Below are 22,179 nucleotides of genomic sequence, written 5' to 3'. Positions count from 1 at the left end.
AAAGGGCCGACCTATGAAATTGCTCATCCCAGTAACAATGATGAACGCGCATCACTATGCATCGCCCTTTCATTTGAATTAGATAGGCAAATATATCCATTTCATTTACTATTACATGTGTATTCATTTCTGTCAAGTATGGTGCATCAGCAGACTGACGGATTAAGCGCCTTGGCCATCGCATCCACATAGCCCTGGCTTGCGCGCCGGCTCACTTCCGCGTCGGGGACGAACACTTCGAAGCCATGATAGCTTCCAGGATACAGATGGAACTCAACATCTACACCCGCTTCCGCAAGTCGAGTCACATAATCGATCGTCTCATCTTGGAACAGATCGAGCTGGCCAATACACGTATAGGTCGGCGGCAGCCCCGCCAAACTTTCTGCGCTCGACGGCACCGCATATGGGGATACTTCGCGAGTGTCGCTAGCATCTCCCAAATACATGCTCCAGGCTGCTACGTTATTCGTACGGCTCCAGGTTGCATTGTCGGCCACAACTTCATAGCTTGATGCCGACTTATTTCGGTTGTCGAGCATCAGATACAGCGGCATTTGGAAGATAAGGGGTGGACCGCCTTTGTCGCGAGCCATTAAGGCAAGCGCTGCGGTTAGACCGCCGCCTCCACTCGCACCAGCTATCGCGACTCGATCTACATCAATGCCTAACGATTCGGCTTCATTCGTCATCCATATCAGGCCAGCATAACAATCATCGATTGCAGCTGGGTAGGGATGCTCGGGAGCAAGTCGATAATCGACCGATACAACGATGCAATTCGCTGCCTGCACGAAGCGTTCGCATAAGGTATCGTCCATATCCGGATGTCCCATTACATAGCCTCCCCCGTGAATCCACAGCATGGCCGGAAGCTTGGCGCCTGTTCGTGAGGCAGGCTCGTAAACTTTGGCCAACATCTCGCCTGCTGCCCCCGGAATCATCTGGCTTGTCGTATGTACATGCTCTGACTTCTCAATCGGAGGATTCGACAACAAGCTTCTGCTCCACGCTAATTTCTCCTCTAGTTGAAAACCTGGAAACTGTGCTAATGCCGCTCTTAATTCCGGCAATACCCGACTTTCAAAATTCATGTAAGCTCCTCCCATACTGAGATGTAGTTTCGAAGCACTTGTTCTATTATCTATAACAACTCTGCATTACGCTTGAATTCCCACTTCAGCTTCCCACTTGCTAATTTCCTCCCGAACTCGTGGCGCAACCTCTGTCCCTAACAGCTCAATCGCCCTCATCACTTGGTCATGCGGCATCGTGCTTAGGGGCACATACATCATAAAGCGTGTAATGCCTACCTGCTTGCGAAGGTGTATGATCTTGTTAGCAACCGTGTCCGGATCGCCAACATATAGCGCTCCTTCAAAGCTGCGGGCGGCGTCGAAGCTGGAACGGTCATAATACGCCCAGCCCCGCTCCTTGCCGAGTTTATTCATGCCTGCCTGGGTAGACGGGAAAAACATATCAGCTGCTGCTTCCGTATCCTCTGCAACAAATCCTATCGAATGTGAACCGACCTGGAGCCGCGATTCATCGTGGCCAGCATGCGCGGCTGCCTTCTTATACAGCTGCACAAGCGGTGCAAAGTTCATCGGACTCCCACCAATGATCGCCAGCATCAGCGGCAGCCCTAGCAGACCTGCACGGATAGCGGACTCCTGATTCCCCCCGCTCCCAATCCATACCGGCAATGGCTCTTGAACCGGACGCGGATACACGCCCAGATTGTGAATCGCTGGCCGATGACGCCCTGACCAGGTAACCCTCTCAGACTCTCTTATGTGGAGAAGCAATTCCAAATGTTCTTCAAATAACTCATCATAATCGTTCAAATCATAGCCAAACAGGGGAAAAGATTCGACAAAGGAACCCCGGCCCGCCATAATTTCAGCACGTCCATTTGAAATCCCATCAAGCGCAGCAAAATCCTGATATACGCGCACTGGATCTGCTGAAGAAAGTACCGTCACCGCACTCGTCAGCCGAATGCGCGACGTTCGTGATGCAGCCGCTGCCAACACGATTGCTGGTGAAGATGCCGCATAGTCCTCGCGATGATGCTCCCCTATGCCGAACACATCAAGTCCCACCTGATCAGCAAGTACAATTTCCTCTACGACTTCGCGCAGTCGCTGTGCGTGACTGATCACTTCACCAGTCTGAATATCCGGCTTTGTTTCTACAAACGAAGTAATACCAATCTCCACGGACAATCTCTCCTTATCGTATCGTTCACGGCATATCGAGTAGGCTTGATAACATTTATTTAATGTCGTATACATCTTCATTTCGCGTGATTATTCAGTTCTGTTGAGTAAGGTGATAAGCAATTCGATTCACGATGCTGAATCTGTAGATCATAGGACACCAGCTTACCTTCATGCAGCAGCCCCAACGCGTCTGGTTATTGCCCAAAAAAGGAGAGCTGCTGCACTGACAGAGGCTCCGAGCAAGCATACGCCTCCCCAGCCATAATGTGCATAGACATGGGTTGAAGCAATTGAGCCGCTTGCGCTGCCGATCGAATAGAACACCATGTATCCGGCAGTTAGTCGACTGCGCGCCTCCGCGCACAAAGGAAGAATCATCGTCTGATTCGTGACGTGTACGGCTTGCACCGCCAAGTCCAGCAGAACTATGCCAATCATTAATGCGAATAAGGACTGGTCCGTATAGCGGATGAACAACCATGAGAGCAGCAGTAGAACCAGGGAAAAGCCCGTCGTTCTCTGTCCATAGCCTCGATCAGCCAGCTTCCCCGCTCGTGCTGCCGCTAACGCTCCGGCAACACCCGCCAGTCCAAACGCCCCGATAGTACTGTGTGAAAGCGATAGCGGCGGCGCACTAAGCGGCAGTACGAGTGAAGTCCACAAAATGCTGAAATCAGCAAAAATCAGCAGCGCCAGGACAGAGCGGATACGCAGCATCCGTTCTTGTACAAACAACGTAATCACGGATCCGAGCAGCTGAGCATAGGACAGTGACCTGACCTCACGCTCATAATGGGGCAGCACTCTAGCAAACATACAAACGATAAGCAGCAGCATCACGGCGGAGACCAGATATACGGCACGCCAACCTGCAAGATCCGTTACAATACCGGCAATGGACCTTGCAAGCAGAATGCCGATGACAATTCCGCTTGTGACCATGCCAACGACGCGTCCTCGTTCAGCGGGGGCAGCCATCGTTGCCGCAAACGCCACAAGCGTCTGCGTCACTACGGCAAGCAGCCCAACCAATGCCATGCCAACAAATAAAATGGTGCTGGTAGGAGCCGTTCCCACGATAACGAGAGCGATCATGGACAATAACATCTGTCCGATAATTAACCGGCGCTGGTTCAACAAATCCCCAAGCGGTACCAGCAGAAGCAATCCCAGCCCATAAAAGATCTGAGTGATCGTAATAACGATGCCAATGAGCGAATGCTCAATACCAAACTCAACCGACAGCTGATCGAGCAGTGGCTGGGCGAAGTAGATATTGGCGACAGACATGCCGCAAGCAGCCGCAAACAACAGGATCACATAACGAGACATCGTCGTGCGCTGATCAGGATCAGACGTAAGCTGTGATTCCTGTGCGGAATTTCCCTTGGCATGAGCAGGGATCGCTGCCTTTTCAAGAATCTCCTCCATGTTGGACACACTTTACCTCCATTCGCTTAACTTAGTGATTATCATACTGTACCGATCGGTATGTTATAATTCCCAGTAAATATATCTGACGCCAACTCCTATTGTCAACAAGTATATTTGAATTCATTAGCGTTTGTTGAAATGTCCATCCTCTCTCAATTAGGATAGTCCGACCTATATTTGACAAAAAGAACAGCAAATCATAAAATAATAACATACTGTTCAGTACGTAAAAAGAGAGGTATGTATTGTGGCAAGAACTCGCGAATTTGACGAAGGTAAAGTATTAGATGCGGCCATGCAGCTATTTTGGGAGAAGGGATATGAGGCTACCTCGTTAAGCGATTTAACCTCCAGAATGGGTATTCAGCGCCCTAGCATATACGCTGCCTTTGGAGACAAAAAAGAATTGTTCGAAACTGCGCTGCGCAAATACATGATGTCCCGGGCTTCTGAGACACGTGACAAGCTTCAAAGCCACTCTTCTGTCAAAGAAGCATTTGCTGCGTTTTTTGCAGATGTGGTTGCTGAGGAATATGCAGGTGATTGCAGTCGGGGTTGTTTTTGCATAAATACCATGGTCGAACTTGCGCCTCATGATGAGAAATTCGAAATTCTAACAAGAGAACATCAAATGTACTTGTCTGTCATTTTTCAAGAAACGATAGAGCGCGGGATTCAATCAGGCGAGCTCGATGCTCATATAGAAGCGAAGGCTTTGTCACAAGCGCTCATCATCTCGCTAATTGGACTGACTGTTATGTTGAAGTCTCGTCCACAGCAATCATTTATTGATAATGCGATCAGAGCGACGCTTGCGTTGCTGAAGTAATGTAATGTAGGTCGTCTAGGAAATGAAAAAGCAGCAGTCTAGCACCCGAATAAAGTCCTAGACTGCTGCTTTCTATTTTCAGCTGCTGATAACTCTCTCTGTTCTAATCCTCGCCTGTCTGTATCCAGACCTGATAGACGGATTACGATTTATAAATTCGGCTCCTGCTGTGAGAACTGTTGAAGCATTCCTCTTATCTGTTCTACCAATAGGGCCGGCGCTTTATGGGGCGAACCTGCATCAAACGGAGGCTGAGGATCATATTCCAAAATCAACTGCACTCCTTTGCTCATCTCTTCACCCATTTCCCAGGCTACCAATTGGAGTGCCATGTCGATACCGGAAGAGATGCCGGCCGCTGTGACGATTTTGCCATGGCGAACCACTCTCTCATCTGTTGGAATGGCTCCAAGCGAACGAAGCAGTTCGAAGGATCCCCAATGACTTGTTGCCTTGGCACCATTCAACAAGCCAGCAGCACTCAAAATCAAGGAACCGTTGCACACCGATGTCGTCCAAGTCGTGGTCTCATGCAATTGGCGTATCCAATTCAACATCGCTTCATCATACATCGGAGCTTTATAGTTTGGTGGGCTGCAGCCAGGCACGACAAGAATATCAGCTGAAGTAATCTCCGAAAAGCTGTAATCGGCATGCATATAGCCCATTTTCGAATCTAATTTAATCAACCCTTTTTCTTTGGCGACAAACTTCACTTTGCATTTCATTGTAGCCGCAAATACTTCGTAGGGCCCAATTGCGTCTAAGGCTGTGATTCCATCGTATAGCATGATTGCGATTTCCATCCAAGACCTCTCCCTCGCGCAGATGTTTGATTCGTATCCACACAGAATATACCATACCCCCCTATAGTATATAGGTGTCAATACTGTGAAACCACTGCCGGGTATAATGGAAAATAACGTGTACATTCACTACGCACCACCTGCGGCTCGATCAGCAATGTTATCCCCAATAATGCGCTCGCCCCTGACAGCTCTTACCTAAATCTGCAGCATTCGATCCAGCGCCTTAACAGCATCGACCTTGATCGATTCTGGCACCGTAATGATGCCTACCGGCTTGCCTTGGTCAATCTGCTCCAATGACCAGAGCAAATGAGGCAAGTCGATCCGATTCATCGTTAAGCACGGGCACATATTCGGATTGAGCGATTCAATCTGCTTATCCGGGTGAGTATGGATGATGCGGTTCACGAGATTCATTTCCGTTCCGATGGCCCACTTCGTTCCAGGTTCCGCGGCATTGATCGTATCAATGATATACTTCGTGGATCCTGCATAATCCGATAACGCAACGACTTCACGCGAGCATTCAGGATGAACGATAATCTGAATCTCCGGATCCCGCTCCCGAACACTGCGAATATTATCTACTGTAAATTTCTCATGCACAGAGCAATGTCCCTTCCATAAGATAACCTGAATGGCTTGCACATCCTCATGATCTGTTACCAGCTCCCTCAGCTCCGGATCCCACAACGCCATGTCGCGCAGCGGAATGCCCAGATCATAAGCCGTATTCCGCCCTAGATGCTGATCCGGCAGGAAGAGGATTCGTTCCTTCTGCTTGAACGCCCATGCCAATACTTCCTTCGCGTTAGATGAAGTTACTGTCGCGCCTCCATGTCGGCCAACGAAGGCTTTAATCTCAGCCGATGAATTGACATAGGTTAACGGAATAATGGTATCTCCATACACTGCCTGCAGACGTTCCCACGCCACCTCGGTCTGCTGCATATTGGCCATATCCGCCATCGAACAGCCAGCACGCATATCTGGGAGCACAACGACTTGACTCGAAGATGACAGCATGTCAGCCGTCTCTGCCATGAAGTGAACACCACAAAAGACAATAAACTCTGCATCTGTAATTCGCTGAGCAAGCTGCAGCGAGTCCCCTGTAATGTCGGCAAACTGAATGACCTCATCCTTCTGATAATGGTGGCCGGGAATCAACAATCTCGAGCCGAACCGCTGCTTGATATCACGCACCCGCTGCTCCATCTCTTCCACACTTAGCCGCTTATAGTGCTCAGGCATCATGCCATGTTCGCCTCTCATCACTTCCAATATGGACATCGTCTCTCTCCCCCTCTGTTCCTTAACGAAGTTCTACATCCATGCTAATGTCTAGACTGTGTACTGAATGAGTCAAAAATCCGAGCGATATATAATCCACACCTGTTCCCCGATACTGGTGAAGCGTGTTAAACGTAATCCCGCCTGATGCCTCAGTTATGATGCTTTCTGGTGTTAATGATGCGAAGTGCTTCACTTCTTCCGGTGAGCGGTTATCGAACATAATGACATCTGCCTGCGCGGCAATGGCCTCTACCAGCTGTGCCTCCGATTCAATCTCTACCTCAATCCGAATCATGTGGCCGGCATAAGATCGCGCTCGTTTAACCGCCTCTGTGATCGAGCCGCAAGCCGCAATATGATTGTCCTTGATCATAATGCCGTCATATAGACCGAAGCGATGATTATAGCCGCCGCCTACACGCACCGCATACTTGTCGAGCATGCGCAGACCCGGCATCGTCTTGCGCGTATCACAAATTCGGGTATGCTCGTCATCGAGCAGCCGAATCGCTTGTCGCGTCTGAGTCGCAATCGCAGACATGCGCTGCAGCAAGTTCAGGACAACGCGCTCTCCAGTCAGCATTGCTCCCGCAGGTCCCTGTAAGACTGCTATTGGTTCTCCCTTAGATAGAGAGTCCCCATCTCGCTTCTGCAAGGAAATCTGAATCCCCTCTGACATCAGCCGAAATCCCTCTGTAATGACATCCGTCCCTGCAAGCAATCCAGCAGCCTTACTTTTAATAACCGCTTCGCACTGTTCGCCGTCAAATAGAAATGACGATGTCTGATCCCCGCTTCCGATATCCTCCGCATAGAAGGATTCCAGCAGCCGTCTTAACTGAAAACGTTCCATGATGGCACAATCCTTTCGTTACGCACAATTTGAATTCCTGTCAGGGAATGGACAATTTGTCTACTTCCCCAATTATGATAATCACGATTCGGACAATCGCTCCGGTAATGAGCCCCGCGGCTCTCCTCCCGCAGCAAAGCAGACTCGGTAACAAGTTGTGCCAGCTGCCACAAGTTCGCAAGCTCCAACTGTTCCCTTGTGATTTTTTGCACTTTTAAGGCCTGTGTCGGCATCTCCATTAACCACTGCTTCATGCCCTGCAATTGTTCCCGATTCCGTTCAATTGCTGCTGCCGCCGTCATTCTACGCTGAAGCTCAGCAAGCGACGTCTGCGGAACCTGTATCGAAATGGAGTGCTGCACATTGCCATCAACTATTTCAGCCTCGACTTCTTTAGCCATGCCTACTTCGCCAGTAATTGCTGCTTCACCCGTGATTGCTTCAGTCGCTCTGGTTCCTCTGACAACGTTTGCCTCAACCTCGTCGGCCCGTGATCCCAGTTTCCCGAGTTCACTCGTACGAATTCGCATTGCCGCCCTGCGCCCTGTAACTAGTGCTTCCAGCAATGAATTGCTCGCTAGACGATTAGCTCCATGGAGTCCGTTGCAGCCAGCTTCCCCAATTGCAAATAATCCGTGAATACTGCTCTCTCCCCATTCATTAACTTGAATGCCCCCCATGAGGAAGTGCATGCCCGGTGCTACTGGAATCCGTCCCTGCTCCAGATCTACACCAGCTTCTTCACAAAGTCGTGTAATACTCGGGAAGCGACTTCGAAACTCTCCGCATGCTTGAATATCTATATACACCGCATGCCCTTGCTGCATCTCTTCATGAATTACACGAGCTACGACATCACGTGGGGCCAAATCCTTAAGTTCATGTCTGCCTTCCATAATCAGGCGGCCATGCTCGTCAATTAACACACCGCCTTCCCCGCGCACCGCTTCGGACACTAGTCCATAGCTGCGGTCATCCTTCACAAGCAACGTCGGATGAAACTGCATGAATTCAAGATCCGTTAGATGCGCTCCTGCACGATAGGCCAGCATCAGCCCATCGCCGGTTGCAATCTGATGATTGCTGTGATGGCGATACAGGCTGCCACTTCCTCCTGTGGCTAACACGACATGATCAGCATGAAGCGTCTCGATCTGCCCTTCCTTGCTTCGGAGAACAACACCATTACAGCGTCCGTTCTCCACAAGAAGATCTATTACAGTAACAAATTCACGGATTTGAACATGTCTTGGGATCTGCTGCAGCAAATACTCCACCAGCATCCTGCCAGAGGCGTCACCGCCAGCATGAAAAATCCGATTCGCACGGTGAGCTCCCTCACGTCCCAGCATTAGCCTGCCATCGTGATCACGGTCAAAAGGAAACTGAGCCTCTACAAGCTCAAGCATAATCTCCTTGCCCTCCCGAATGACCGTCTGCACCATGTTCAGGTCGTTATGCCCCGCTCCGGCTTCAAGTGTATCTGCGATATGACTAAGCATCGTATCATCTGGCAAGTAGGAGGTAGCAATCCCCCCTTGTGCCAGAATCGAGTTGCTGTCTGACACCGTTCCCTTGGTTAATACAGTTGCGTGTATATGTGGAGGCAGCGAGGATAGTAACGACAGTGCCGCGACTCCAGAACCCACAACAATAACGGAGTGTTCTCCCTTTTCCATATCTCTTCACTTCTTTATTTCGAAAATAAGTGCATGAACTTTACAAACAGATAATCATATAATATACATGTGTCTTTACACCTGTATTGACAGTAAATCTGATACAACATTACAATAAGCTCAGTCACTTTGCAAGCAAGGATTTTGATAAAGGCAACTCATTCCTGGATAGACATAGGAAAAGTGACTGCATGATGAGTAACAAATAACAAGAATATAAAGGGGACTTTCACCGTTGATATATTTGGATTACGCCGCTGCTGCACCTATGGATGAACGGGCGCTGCACCTACTAACCGAATTGAGCCGCGAAGCATACGGCAATAGTCACAGCCTTCATGACACAGGCGGCCGTGCAGCAAATGTGCTGGAATACTGCCGAGAGAAGCTGGCAAGTATGATAGGTGGAGTTAAGGAAGGCATGTATTTTACGAGCGGAGGATCAGAGTCGAATCTATTGACGATTCAATCCATTCTGAACGGGTTGCCAGAGGGGAGAAAGCATCTTGTCACAACGGTAATGGAGCACGCCTCCATCCGAAATGCCATTCCCTATCTGGAACGGCTAGGATACCGGGTGACGCTCATTGAGCCAAATACGAGAGGTATCATCACGAAGGAAATTCTTAAACAAGCACTTGAACCGGACATAGGTTTAGTATCCATTCAGCATGCCAATTCCGAGACAGGAATTGTGCAGCCGTTGGCAGAGCTGTCGCCTCTACTCAGAGAACGAGGCATTTTCCTGCATAGTGATATGGTTCAGACATTTGGCAAGCTCCCGATTGATATCCGCCAGCTGGGAGTGGATGCCTGCTCGCTGTCCAGCCACAAAGTGTATGGCCCCAAAGGGGTGGGAGCCGCCTTCCTTCACCCACGCGTCCCTTGGCAGCCTGTCCTTCCAGGAACCAATCATGAGCGCGGCTTTCGTGCGGGGACAGTCAATGTTCCCGGTATTGGCGCCTTCGTGACCGCTGCCGAACATTGCATGGAGAATCAAGCTGAGCTGTTCTTACACTTCCGGCAGCTTCATACTTATTTGTTCACCCAAGCTGAACGGCTTGGAATCCCACTCACCCCTGCTGTGAGCGAACAATACGCCGAAGTTGCTCCACATATTGCCGGGTGCCTCTTTGACGGGATGGAGGGCCAATATGTTATGCTAGAATGTAATCGCAACGGAATCTGCATTTCGACCGGAACGGCCTGTGCAGCAGGTCATCAGGAGCATTCCCCCTCTCTTGCCGCTATTGGACTTTGCAAGGAGGAAGCGCTTCGGTTTATCCGCATTTCCTTCGGCAGATCCACAACAACTGAGCATCTGGACAGCCTATTAACATTGCTGGCGTCCTTGAAAGGAGCAAATCCAATTGGCGACTAACATCAAGCTGACAGGCGAAGAGCGCCGAACGAAGCTGCTGGATTGGCTGAAGTCCTCCTCCCCACTCACGGGAACCGAGTTGGCCCAACGAGCCAATGTATCACGCCAAGTAATCGTGCAAGATATGACCTTGCTAAAGGCGCGCAATGAACCCATTCTCGCGACTAGCCAAGGATACGTATACATGGATCAAAGCACAAAAGAAAACGCCTCGTTGTTCGAGCGAGTAATTGCCGTTCAGCACGCACCCGAGCAAAGTGAGGAAGAACTGCTGCTTATCGTCGATTATGGCGTAGGCGTCAAGGATGTTATCGTGGAACACCCCATATACGGGCAAATCTCGGCACAAATCCGCGTTAATACCCGCAAAGAGGTATATGATTTCATGAACAATATCCGCAGCAGCGGAGCAGCCTTCATCTCAGAGCTTACGAATGGAATTCATCTCCATACCTTGACCTCCCCAAGCGAAGAGCGATTGGATGAAGTATGCGAAGCGCTCAAAAAGGTCGGGTTCCTTATTACGGACTAAGCACGGGCACATTCTTACGGATAGAGGTCTAATTGACGTCTACATAGTTGCCGTGAGACAAAGAGATTCTCCATAATGGTAAATGAAAAGCGGCAGTATCAGGAATGACGAATCCTGAGCTGCCGCTTTCCGATATATACATCTTCATGACGCTGACATCACGAGCAACACGAACATCATGCTTTACTTCTACAGGTCATCAACCTGTGCAGGCCTTGTATAGAACTAGAACTCAAGATCATCCTACTCTACTGTGATACGCAGAGATACTTGTTTGCCGCCATATGAAAAGGTAAGGACAGCCTTCCCTTTACTTACTGCAGTAATCATCCCTTGATTGGCAGTCGCCTTGCCGTTCGACTTCGACTTGGCAAGTGACGTGACATCAGACGTGTTACCGCTGCTGTATACTGCCTGTACTCGATAGCTCGTCGACTGATGAGGCGCAAGCTTCGCCGTTGATGCCACAACGGTCAGCTTTTTCAACTTTGGTGTGACTTGAACCGGGATTTCAAACGTACGATCACCGTACACGCCCACAATTCTCGTCGTTCCCTCCGTAAGTCCTTTTACGCCGGAAACGGTTACTTTGGCAATTTGATCATTGCCGGACTTCCATGCTATCTTGCCAGCAAGAGACACCTTTTTGCCGCTCGATAAAGTGCCGATTACTTTAATGGGCTTCGCAGCTCCCGCTTCCACCACGAGAGATGTAGGCTGAACATCAATATTCACCAAGTTTTCCTGTAGTACAACGGGAAGAGTTACACCTTTCCCTCCATAATACAGTTTTACGCTGACGCTCCCCTTTGGCTGCCCCACCGCCGTAACCACACCGCTGCCAACATCGATGCCCTGACCTGACGCTTTCGCCGTCACCTGTGAAGTTACATCTCTTGTGCTCCCGCCCGCATAGACCGCTTGAACGGAAAAAGCCGCAGACTTCCCGGGAGACAGTACCACCTTCGTAGGAGTTACAATTAGTTTTTTAATCGTAGCAGTAACGTGTACGGAAATATCAAACCTTTGTGATCCATATACGCCTGTAACGATCGTACTTCCTTCCGCCACTCCTTTAATTGTTGCGCCGCTCATTTTCACAACTTGCTCATTGTCTGACTGCCATTGCACCTTCGATCCAAGCGATACTTTTTTCCCATTGGATTCATATCCGTATACTTTAATCGACTTGGAGGAACCCGCACCTAATGTGACAGAATTAGATGGACTCACGTCATATTTCACAAACTCCTTAACGGAACCTGGCTGATTGCCGTATGTCACTGACACCGCATCGCTCTGGGCATGTAAACTTGTTGGGCATGATAAGGCCATGATAAGCATCGAACAAACGATGAGCCACCCAATGCCAATGCGGCCTTTTCTAACTTCAATTACTGACTTCATAATTTCTCCTCTCTCAACGACTAGGTTCTCTATGTATAGCTAACGATTAGACTATGGTGGAATCAAAAAAGTTCACCTGTCCAATTATTTACTATATTATTTATTAACGGCTTATCGTGAGAAAAAGTGAACATCTCGCACGCGTATACGATTTCCTTCTCAATCCTTCGGCTAGGTTGTGCAAGAATCTACTGCAAAGAAATCTTATGAAAATTACTTATTGGCACAAAAAAGAACCCATTTTGAATAATGACAAATCAAAATGGATTCTTTGTATTGAATGTTCCGTTTACATAGTACTTAATTATTTATGAAACTTTACACGCTCTTCTAACGGTTTGAATTGCTTTTCACCTGGTGCAGCTGTTGGATTACCAAATGGCATTTGCGCAATAAGTTTCCAATTAGCAGGGATATTCCATTCTTTTTTCACTTCATCATCAATCAGTGGATTGTAATGCTGCAAAGATGCTCCCAATCCTTCTGCTTCCAATCCTGTCCATACCACTAATTGGTGCATACCTGATGCTTGGTTTGACCAAATTGGGAAGTTGTCAGCATATGCAGTAAATTGTTCTTGAAGTGATTTCACTACAGCCTCATCTTCAAAGAATAATACAGTACCATAACCTGCTTTGAAGGAATCCATTTTTTGTTGTGTTCCTGAGAAGTCTCCATCACCAACTACTTTTCTCAATGTTTCCGTTGTAATGTCCCATAATTTATTATGTGCCTCACCAGACAATACAACCAAACGCGAAGATTGTGAATTGAACGCTGACGGAGTGTGTTTCACAGCAAATTCGACGATTTCTTTGATTCTTTCATCTGATACTTTGACCTCTTTATTGATTCCGTAGTAAGTACGTCTTTCTTTAAGTGCAGTGTAGAAATCTTTTGTCATCGTTTTCTTCCTCCTAAATTCGATTATCCTTTAAATCGATGTATGTTGTGGAAACATGTGTAAATAAATTAATTGCATCATTTTCGATACTTTTTCATCCATCCTCACTTAATGTATCCTGCTTGTTTCGCATTTATACAAATATGAACAACAGCTGTCTGGGATGGACTCATTTTATCTTTGGTTAGAGTATCTTTAATTCGAGATAATTATATAAAATAAAATGAGTATAGTCAACAAGAAAGAGAAATGACTTTTGAATTTGAATTATCTATACTAAATGAAATAACAAGTAAATAACCTACCGCACTTCCAAATATAGAAGGAGAGATTTTGATATGAAAGGGATTGGCATTGAAACATACGGAGATGAAACGACGCTTACGTTGGTTCACGTTCCGACAGAACCAGTAGGCCCAAACGACCTGCTCATTACGATAAAAGCTAGTGGGGTGAACCCTGTAGACTGGAAAGTACGGGAAGGATACTTGAAAGAAAGCTTTCCGTATCAGCTTCCTCTGATCTTGGGGTGGGATGCGGCAGGTAAAGTGGCGGCTGTCGGAACGGATGTAACCGAATTTCAAGTAGGAGACAATGTGTTCTTCCGTCCAGAAATGGAGAAGCAAGGCACGTACGCCGATGAGATTGTTGTTCCTGCAAATCTTGTTGCTCCAATGCCTCGTTATATGACGTATGTTGAGGCAGCATCCCTTCCACTCGTGGGCCTTACCGTATGGCAGGCTCTCGTAGAAGTGGGAAATGTTCAGGCAGGGGATCGCGTGCTTATTTTAGCCGGAAGTGGTGGAATTGGATCCTTTGCCGTTCAATTGGCGAAAGCGCTGGGAGCTCATGTGACCACGACAACAAGCGCTAAAAACATCGATTTTGTAAAAGAGTTAGGCGCAGATCAAGTGATTGCATACGATCAGGAAAGCATCCGAGATTCAGGGCTAGAGTTTGATTTCATGCTCGATACGCTCGGTGGTTCTTCATTCGAAGAGGCATTATATTGCATGAAGTTGAACGCAACGGTGGCTACCATATTCGGTGGGCCAGATGAAGTTCGCCCTGATTCCATAAATAAAATAGAAGCAGAGCGTCAATTAAACATTAAGTACGTGTTCACGCGTCCCGATGGCGAAAACATGAATCATATTCGCAAACTGGTTGAATCACAAAAAATTAGACCAATCGTAGGGGAAGTCTACCCGATGACGGTTGATGGAGTAAGAAGAGCACATCTGTCTAATCAAACAGGACGAACGCGAGGTAAGATCGTTCTAAGCAGAGAGGATTGAACATCTTTTTTACTAGATGTAAGTTGTATCCGTATTTGTTCTATAAATGATGTAATAAATGAATAAATGGCCCATAAAAAAGTAAAAAAGTGCTGTCTCCAAGGTCGATAATGATCTTAGAGACAGCACTTTGAACTTTTATCTTTGGACAAGCCTTCCTATTCCTTTTTCAATGAAATCTCAAATATAGAGCCGACCTCTCCAGCAAATACAACCCTTCCGTTATCCGGCAGCACAACTTGATTGTTACCGCTGACCACGGTGTGATTGATACATATCCCCGCCTAAGTTCCAGCGAATCTCGGCCAGCCATCGCTGGGATTTGCAGTCTGTTCGCTGCTTTGTTTGCATCAATGATTTTGAGGTTCGGAGTCGTGATCGTGGATACAGCCAACTCCCCCACTGGATTCATTTCTATCTTCATAATCGCACCTGCAGCGCCGCCATAAAGTCCTGCATGCAGGGACAATTCCTGCGGCATATTTGCCTTTATAGGCACGCCATGTGACTTTTCTGGCTTCCGTTCTTTAATAATTCCTTTCTCTTGCAGCGCGCTAAGCAGCAGTTCAATAGCCAACAATTGATCGGTTGCACTCGAACCACCTGACAAGACAACAGCCGCAGACATGTTGTATTCCGGGAGTACGACTAGCGACTAATGATAGGACGCGGTATCTCCGCCTTTCGTAATCGCCTTGATGCCATATTGGTTGAACGGGAACAAATTCACACTATCCCATCCTAACCCGTACGATAATGACGAATTAGCCTCTTCCGGTGGCCATATACCTCTTTTATACTCTGCTTGTTCCATTGCTTTTACCGACCTGGGAGATAGAATACCATCGACTTCTCCTGTGAAGATCCGCGAGAATGTAACCAGATCTTCAGCAGTGGAGTAAACGCCTCCGGATGCAATGACGTTATAATTTTCTGTTGGAAGTTGTCCCTCATAATTTGGATGATAGACCCCCGCCAATGTCACTGGATTTACAACATCCTGCGGTGTTCATGCCGCTAACTCGCTCTACCAATATTTCAGCTAACGAAAAACCAACGTTATTATATACCGAGTATGCACCCGGATCTGCTTGTAAGTCCGGAGCCGCCAATTTTTACATCTATAAATGACGATATTATGACTCTCTTAATTTGCCAGCTACAAATGTCGATATTTAAAGGATGAGTTCAAATTATGTCAAACATACATTATAGAACTTAAACATAATTACGAGAGGCGATGTAGTAAATGAAACCCAAATTACGCATGCGAAAAACAATCGCTGTACTGATGGCATTCCTGCTCATCTTTACAGCAGTCCTTCCTCTGTCGTCTGGCATTACCAAGGCCATGGCTGCAACTGGTTGGCAACCAATTGGAAACAGCACAATTGGTTTAAATGTGGACGCCACCAAAGAAACGTCACACCCTAACACGGTCAATTATAATAACGAGCTGTACATGGCATGGTCTGAGAGAGCAGGCCAGAATAATAATCTCACGATCCAAATCAAGAAATATAATGGTAGTAGCTGGGAGTATGTTGACGGCGGGACTAGTTTCAGCGCAGATCCATTGGCTACTGCAACTAATCCTGTCATGGCCGTATTCCAGAATGAGCTATATGTGACATGGTATGAATTATCGAATCATGGTAATCAGATAAGGGTCAAGAAATATGACGGCTCAAGCTGGTCTTTCGTAGACGGTGGAGGCAGCAAGGGACTGAATATGAACTCCCCCGCTATTGCATTCAGCCCTCATTTAATAGTCTATAATAATAATCTCTTTATCGTATGGGTAGAGAATACCAATGGCAATTATCAAATCCGAGTCAAAAAACACAATGGTTCAAGTTGGGAATGGGTAGATGGCGGCAGCAACGATGGATTAAATGCAAGCCCTTCTTCAGTCGCGAGTAACCCTGAGTCTGCTATTTACAACGGAAATTTATACATATCCTGGGATGAAAAAAACGGAGGAAAGTCACAGCTTCGAGTTAAAAAGTTCGATGGCACTACTTGGTCTTTTATCGACGGGCCTAATGGCTTGGGAAGTGATTCATCCGTTATTTCAAACGGTAGTTTAACTGCTTTTAACAACGAGTTAGTTGCTGTATTTTCCGAAAAAAATGGAATTCACGCCCAGCTACGTGTCAAAAAGTATGATGGAGTAAGTTGGACTTCCGTTGATGGTGTTAACAATGCCGGATTAAACGTAAATGTTTCAAAAAACGCGAAGCATTCAAGCTCTGCAGTTTACGACAATGCATTATACGTAATCTGGACCGAAGCAGCCGGCAGTGATTGGGGTGGTACAATACATATTAAAAAATACGATGGAACAAACTGGAGTGGAACTAGTGAAACCATTCTAAATGTAGATCCATCATCGCCTACAGCAATGAATCCTACTTTGTCCTCATATAACGGCAAGCTGTACGCTGCGTGGATTGAATCTAACAATTATCAGAATCAAATTAGGGTCAAACAATATGATGGTGTCGCTTGGACGTCTGCTCATAATGAAATTAACGTCGGGTTAAATGGAAATTTGATTTACTCGTATCATCCTGATTTGAAGGAATTTAACAATGCGCTTTATGCAATCTGGGTCGAGAATGGAAGAATTGTAGTTAAAAGCTATTCCAATGGAGTCTTATCCACCCTTTCTGACCCGGAAGGCTTAAACGTTGATCCTACAAAAGAGGCTGAAACTCCGAAATTAGCTGTTTTCAACAACGAATTATACGCACTATGGGTAGAACGCGACAATGCCAACGTCCGAACATTAAGAGTCAAAAAATGGGATGGAATGTTTTGGGTTGAAGACAAAAACGGACTAAATGCTAATTCCCAGAATCAAGCTTTGTTTCCTAATCTGTTATCAACGAATGATGCAATTTATGTAGCTTGGTCTGAGTCTTCGAGTGTTGGGTATGACATCCAGGTTAAGAAATTTAATGGAAGTTGGGAATCGCTTGGGCGCGCTGCATCACACACTGTTGGCAAACCAAGCTTGGCTATGTTCCAAAATGAATTGTATGGAACTTGGCTAGAGTGGAATAGCGCAAACCATTACCAACCAAGAATTAAGAAATATAACGGCCAAGATTGGGTGTACGTGGATAATGGAGGCGTTAATGAATCTGTAGATATCGACAGCTCCAACAGCTCTATAATTGAATTCAACAATGAGTTGTATGTTGTATGGGTCGAGAATGGCACTAATGGTGTTCTGTTGAGAGTAAAACGTTTTGATGGAGCAAGTTGGGAGGCGGTAGAAAATATTGCAACTGATATCGCGCTCGACAGCCCTCCTGCTTTGAAAGTGTTCAGAAATACACTATTTGCAACATGGACGGAAACCAACGGAAAAGCCCCGCAAGTACGTGTCAAACAGTTTAATGGCACAAGTTGGTCTACTGCGGACGGTGACGGTGTTGACGGGCTGAATGTCGACGCAACGAAACGGGCGTTTGCTTCTGTACTAGAAGAGTATAATGGCGAGCTTTTCGCTGCATGGACTGAACATAACGGGGTGTCAAATCAAATTCGAATGGCCCGCTACACAGGGAACATTAATCCACCTGTAACTCCAACGGATCCAAATACACCAGGGTCTACAATTACGTTAGCTGCACCGACTGGATTTATCGCTACACCAGAAGATGGGCAAGTGAACTTACGTTGGAATAGTGTAACAGGGGCCACTTATTATCAGGTTTACCAAGGCATATCCTCTGGTAGCTATGGAACCGCACCTGTAGCAAGGGTAAGTGGAGCAGCGAATTCAGCTCTTATTACGGGACTTTCAAACGACTTACCTTATTATTTTGCAGTTCAGGCAGGCAATGAGAATGGTGTGGGTGCACTCTCTCCAGAGGTAAGCGTCGTACCACAAGTGAATCGCAAGACGGATTTGCAAGCTTTAGCCTTGTCTCAAGGGGCGCTTAATCCAGCCTTCGATTCTAGAATTCTGGATTACACAGCGATTGTTCCGAACAGCGTCTCATCGTTAACAGTGACTGCCTCGGTATATGATCATCAGTCTCCGTTAACAGTGACCGGTTCGGTATATGATCAACCGTCTTCGTTAACAGTGAACGGAGCACTTGTTACTAGTGGTCAAGAAAGTAGTCCAATTCAACTTTCTGTAGGACAAAACATCATTTCAGTGGAAGTGACAGCAGCGAATGGATTGAAAAAAATCTATTCCATCAACGTAACTAGGGAATCGGCATCCCCGTCATCAGGAACGCGCCCTTCCGATTCTAGCAATTGGATAAGCGATCCAAACAGCGGTAAGTCGACACGCAATCAATTGGCTTCAAGTATCGTAACGCAAGAAAACGGGCAAACCGTTGTGAACGTATCCCTTGATTCAGCCATTATGGCCTCACAGCTGACAAACGGTGGAGATAAGCAAACATTGTCTATTCCTGTGAGTCAAGAAGCAGATAAAGTGTCAGTAAACCTAAATGGAGAAGTATTAAAAACATTGGATCGATTCAAGCAAACCGTGCTTGCAATTTCAACGCCTATCGGTAATATCAAGCTGCCAGCAGCACAGATTAACCTCAATGATTTGTCTGCCAAATTTGGTGGGCCAGCGAAGGCAAGCGACCTATCTGTTCAGGTCGTTATCAACAAGAGTGATTCATCTAAGGAAAAATCAGTTAGGGATGCAGCGAATAAAAGTCATTTTACTGTAATGGCTGCACCTGTTGATTTTTCGGTTATGGTCTCTTACAAGGATAAAGCGGAAAAAGTAGGTCGGTTTAGCAACTTTGTTGAGCGTGAAATTCCGATTCCTAGCGGCATCGACCCTAACACAGTCAAGACAGCAGTCGCTCTAAACGACGATGGATCAATTCGTCATGTGCCGACGCAAATTATAGCTCGTAACGGAAGCAGTTACGCCGTTATTAAGAGCTTGACGAACAGCACTTATTTGCTGATCTCACATCAGAAATCTTTCGATGATTTGCAGGGACATTGGGCACAGGGTATCATTTCCGACATGCTGTCGAGAATGGTGATTAACGGAGTCGACGATACCCATTATGCGCCTGACGCAGCAATTACTCGGGCTGAGTTCGCTGCAATTATTGTTCAAGCGCTTGGCATGGACAATAAAGGGAAAACCGTTACCTTCAAAGATGTTGCTGCATCGGATTGGTTTAATGCTGCAGTTGTGACAGCACAGGATTACGGTATTATTAAGGGTTATGAAGATGGAACATTCCGCCCTGGAAAGACAGTTACCCGTGAGGAAGCCATGGTTATGATAGCCAAAGCCATGCAGCTGACTGATTTGAAAGCTTATGTTAACAATGCCGATGCGGACTCCGTATTATCCGCATTTATCGATGGTGCATCTGTTGGAGCATGGGCTAAACAAGGCGTCAGCGCAGTAGTGAGCAGTAAGCTTATCAACGGAGCCGGCAATGGATTGCTGCCAAAGAAAGACATTACGAGAGCCGAAGCTGCCGTGCTCGTACATCGTATGCTAGAAAAGGCAGATCTGATTGACGTAGTTCAGACTAAATAATCTCCCGTATCTCAACGAACCTAATTCGCAAACAAAAAAAACCTGGAATGGCTGACTCCCCTTATGTAGACAGCCGCTCCAGGTTTTTCGTTATGAATCGTTCAGCGGTCGTGTGAGTGAACGCGAGCCGAAAGCAAAATAATCCCCCGTCCCGTCACCTTTGGCAAGATTGAAACGGAGTACCCGGCAAAGCTTGGTCTTTATCCAAACAATACACTTACTTTACTTCTTTCATATTATGCTCTAACATTCTCAGCGATTTCTTTGAATTTGGTGTGGTGCAAATAATGCGATCCCACCATAGTGATTATTTTTCCATGTACCGAGTCTTTGACCTGCTCTTCATGCAGAGGTACCCAGTCTTTTCTCCCTTCATTATTCGCTTGTACAAAGTATCAAATTCATTTGCTCTACGGTTTTTTCATCGAATGCCAGACCCTTGTAGGGGTCTGCACTAAATATAAGAGCAAATCGTAAGAGACCTGATTTTTTGAGGAATTCTAATCTTTTTAATGGAAATTCAACATCCATACCTGGTTGTGTTGGAACACTGCTATCGATTCCGACAAATGCAGTCACCTCGTTTGGATATTTGTCCACATAATCCAATGCGTAAATGCCTGCAATCGAATGACCCATGAGCATGTATCGGTTAATATTAAGCTGCTGCAGCGCTTCATGAACTTCACCTACGATATTCTCTGTGGTTCGCTCCTTTTCCGTTTCATCACTTAATCCATAACCGAAGGGCTCAACCGTGACAACTTGGTAAAATGAAGATAACTCATCGATGAGCAGCTTAAAATCAAGTGCTGGTGTAGCTGTTCCGAAACCAGGCAGGAGCACGATCGTTTCTTCGCCTTTTCCTTGAATGAGCACGTTCATATTTTTTCCGTCTACAGATACATGCTGACCATAGGGCTCTATTTGTTTTTTCTCCGAATTCGTACTTATCACATTCATATATAAACATTCCCTAGAAAAAGAACAATAACGATTGCTGCTATGATTTTAAGTAAAATGCTTCGCACTTTCTTAAATTTCGTTCCATTCCCCGTTCTCTTTTCCTCTGTTAGTGTCACTCTCATCTACTCCTGTCCTGATCTGTTTATTCAGTTACCTTAACAGTGCGACTTATGAAAGTTTAACCAACAAAAATGTACTCCTCATGACGTCAATATGAACTGAATATGAACAAGTAAAAATGCTGCGGCCTACATACAAGGAAGCTTGCATGTGGGCCACAGCATGGAGAACTCGGTCTTAGTCAATCCGATGGATACTCTATGAATCTAACTAATCTGTTGGCGTATTGATTGGCAAGGTGACAAAGAAGGTCGTTCCTTGATCAGGTTCACTTTCTACTCGAATTTCGCCTTGATGAAGCGATACAATCTGTTTAACGATGGCAAGTCCCATACCGCTGCCGCCATACTTGCGACTATGGGAAGGATCGGCCTTAAAGAAACGTTCGAATATACGCTTCTGATCCTCAGGAGAAATGCCAATCCCCTTGTCGGATATTCGGACGGTCAAGGACGATGCTGCCGAACTGAATCGATTGCGTGGAGCCAATCCGGTATCGTTTCAGCAATGCCCGAATACGAACCGTCAACTCTAGTGGATCGAATGGTTTCGTCAAATAATCGTCCGTCCCAAGATCGAAACCTTTCACTTTCTCCCATGTTTCGCCTCTCGCAGTCAGCATAAGCAAGGGGAGATCGGGATTCGCTCTTCTGAGCTCCTTGCATAACGTCCAGCCGTCCATCACCGGCATCATAATATCAAGAACAACAAGATCGACATGCGTTGAGGCATAGACGGCCAGTGCTTCCTTACCATCTGCAGCTTCAACTGTTGTGAACCCATCTTTGCGTAAAAATAGACATACAAGTTCGCGAATGTTCACATCATCATCAGCAACTAGTATAGTAGGCATTTGTTCCCTCTTTTCCTAGTTTTTCATCTATGCTGTTAA

At 46.5% G+C, this 22,179-nt stretch carries 14 protein-coding genes and 4 pseudogenes; 5 read left to right on the top strand and 13 right to left on the bottom strand.

The window, feature by feature from the left end; translation table 11 throughout:
- Positions 1-146: 146 nt before the first annotated feature.
- From ABN764_RS09480 to ABN764_RS09470, 3 genes are all read right to left on the bottom strand, one after another.
- Positions 147-1,094, bottom strand: a complete 948-nt coding sequence (locus ABN764_RS09480) for an alpha/beta hydrolase (protein ID WP_446671706.1) — start codon at positions 1,092-1,094, stop codon at positions 147-149.
- Positions 1,095-1,160: 66 nt separating this feature from the next.
- Positions 1,161-2,222 carry an LLM class flavin-dependent oxidoreductase gene (locus tag ABN764_RS09475; protein ID WP_446671705.1) on the bottom strand — a complete coding sequence of 354 codons (1,062 nt, stop codon included), beginning with the start codon at positions 2,220-2,222 and terminating at the stop codon, positions 1,161-1,163.
- 171 nt (positions 2,223-2,393) lie between these two features.
- Positions 2,394-3,656: an MFS transporter gene (locus ABN764_RS09470; RefSeq protein WP_446671961.1), complete on the bottom strand. Its 1,263-nt coding sequence runs from the start codon at positions 3,654-3,656 to the stop codon at positions 2,394-2,396.
- A gap of 250 nt (positions 3,657-3,906) precedes the next feature.
- On the opposite strand from ABN764_RS09470, the gene ABN764_RS09465 reads away from it, so the two are divergent.
- Complete coding sequence (locus ABN764_RS09465; RefSeq protein ID WP_021259688.1) at positions 3,907-4,488, top strand: TetR/AcrR family transcriptional regulator; 582 nt, start codon at positions 3,907-3,909, stop codon at positions 4,486-4,488.
- 149 nt (positions 4,489-4,637) lie between these two features.
- On the opposite strand, the gene ABN764_RS09460 is transcribed toward ABN764_RS09465, so the two are convergent.
- From ABN764_RS09460 to nadB, 4 genes are all read right to left on the bottom strand, one after another.
- The gene (locus tag ABN764_RS09460; protein WP_446671704.1) at positions 4,638-5,294 is read right to left on the bottom strand and encodes a DJ-1/PfpI family protein; all 657 of its coding nucleotides are present in this window, start codon (positions 5,292-5,294) and stop codon (positions 4,638-4,640) included.
- 198 nt (positions 5,295-5,492) lie between these two features.
- Positions 5,493-6,590 carry a quinolinate synthase NadA gene (nadA, locus tag ABN764_RS09455; RefSeq protein WP_446671703.1) on the bottom strand — a complete coding sequence of 366 codons (1,098 nt, stop codon included), beginning with the start codon at positions 6,588-6,590 and terminating at the stop codon, positions 5,493-5,495.
- Positions 6,591-6,612: 22 nt separating this feature from the next.
- A complete protein-coding gene (gene nadC / locus ABN764_RS09450; RefSeq protein WP_446671702.1) occupies positions 6,613-7,446 on the bottom strand; it encodes a carboxylating nicotinate-nucleotide diphosphorylase in 834 nt (277 codons plus the stop codon).
- Positions 7,428-9,125, bottom strand: coding sequence for an L-aspartate oxidase (gene nadB, locus ABN764_RS09445; protein WP_446671701.1), 1,698 nt, complete (start codon positions 9,123-9,125; stop codon positions 7,428-7,430). The genes nadC and nadB overlap by 19 nt, the downstream gene beginning before the upstream one ends.
- A gap of 235 nt (positions 9,126-9,360) precedes the next feature.
- On the opposite strand from nadB, the gene ABN764_RS09440 reads away from it, so the two are divergent.
- Both ABN764_RS09440 and ABN764_RS09435 read left to right on the top strand, forming a co-directional pair.
- Positions 9,361-10,506, top strand: coding sequence for an IscS subfamily cysteine desulfurase (locus ABN764_RS09440; RefSeq protein ID WP_446671700.1), 1,146 nt, complete (start codon positions 9,361-9,363; stop codon positions 10,504-10,506).
- Positions 10,496-11,038: a transcription repressor NadR gene (locus ABN764_RS09435; RefSeq protein WP_021259883.1), complete on the top strand. Its 543-nt coding sequence runs from the start codon at positions 10,496-10,498 to the stop codon at positions 11,036-11,038. The genes ABN764_RS09440 and ABN764_RS09435 overlap by 11 nt, the downstream gene beginning before the upstream one ends.
- A 243-nt stretch (positions 11,039-11,281) precedes the next feature.
- On the opposite strand, the gene ABN764_RS09430 is transcribed toward ABN764_RS09435, so the two are convergent.
- Together ABN764_RS09430 and ABN764_RS09425 are read right to left on the bottom strand one after the other, a co-directional pair.
- Positions 11,282-12,445, bottom strand: coding sequence for an Ig-like domain-containing protein (locus tag ABN764_RS09430; RefSeq protein ID WP_446671699.1), 1,164 nt, complete (start codon positions 12,443-12,445; stop codon positions 11,282-11,284).
- Positions 12,446-12,749: 304 nt separating this feature from the next.
- On the bottom strand, positions 12,750-13,349 hold the full coding sequence (locus tag ABN764_RS09425) for a nitroreductase family protein (RefSeq protein ID WP_021254066.1): 600 nt from the start codon (positions 13,347-13,349) through the stop codon (positions 12,750-12,752).
- A gap of 338 nt (positions 13,350-13,687) precedes the next feature.
- On the opposite strand from ABN764_RS09425, the gene ABN764_RS09420 reads away from it, so the two are divergent.
- Positions 13,688-14,647 (top strand): NADP-dependent oxidoreductase, encoded by a 960-nt coding sequence (locus ABN764_RS09420; RefSeq protein WP_174807293.1) that lies wholly within the window; start codon positions 13,688-13,690, stop codon positions 14,645-14,647.
- A 364-nt stretch (positions 14,648-15,011) separates the two neighbouring features.
- On the opposite strand, the pseudogene ABN764_RS09415 reads toward ABN764_RS09420, so the two are convergent.
- Positions 15,012-15,762, bottom strand: a pseudogene (locus ABN764_RS09415) (serine hydrolase domain-containing protein); the annotation flags it as partial.
- A 134-nt stretch (positions 15,763-15,896) separates the two neighbouring features.
- Here ABN764_RS09415 and ABN764_RS09410 point away from each other — a divergent pair.
- The gene (locus tag ABN764_RS09410) at positions 15,897-20,201 is read left to right on the top strand and encodes an S-layer homology domain-containing protein (protein WP_446671698.1); all 4,305 of its coding nucleotides are present in this window, start codon (positions 15,897-15,899) and stop codon (positions 20,199-20,201) included.
- Between the two features lie 217 nt (positions 20,202-20,418).
- Here ABN764_RS09410 and ABN764_RS09405 read toward each other — a convergent pair.
- From ABN764_RS09405 to ABN764_RS09395, 3 pseudogenes are all read right to left on the bottom strand, one after another.
- A pseudogene (locus ABN764_RS09405) lies at positions 20,419-21,283 on the bottom strand (alpha/beta hydrolase).
- Between the two features lie 214 nt (positions 21,284-21,497).
- A pseudogene (locus tag ABN764_RS09400) lies at positions 21,498-21,740 on the bottom strand (sensor histidine kinase); the annotation flags it as partial.
- Positions 21,730-22,140, bottom strand: a pseudogene (locus ABN764_RS09395) (response regulator transcription factor); the annotation flags it as partial. The pseudogenes ABN764_RS09400 and ABN764_RS09395, both read right to left, overlap by 11 nt.
- Positions 22,141-22,179 lie beyond the last annotated feature (39 nt).

The sequence above is a fragment of the Paenibacillus wuxiensis genome (assembly GCF_040195695.1).
Classification (GTDB): Bacteria; Bacillota; Bacilli; order Paenibacillales; family Paenibacillaceae; genus Paenibacillus_B; species Paenibacillus_B suaedae.
The sequence above is the reverse complement of the archived record's forward strand: the minus strand, read 5'-3'. Positions and strand labels throughout refer to the sequence as shown.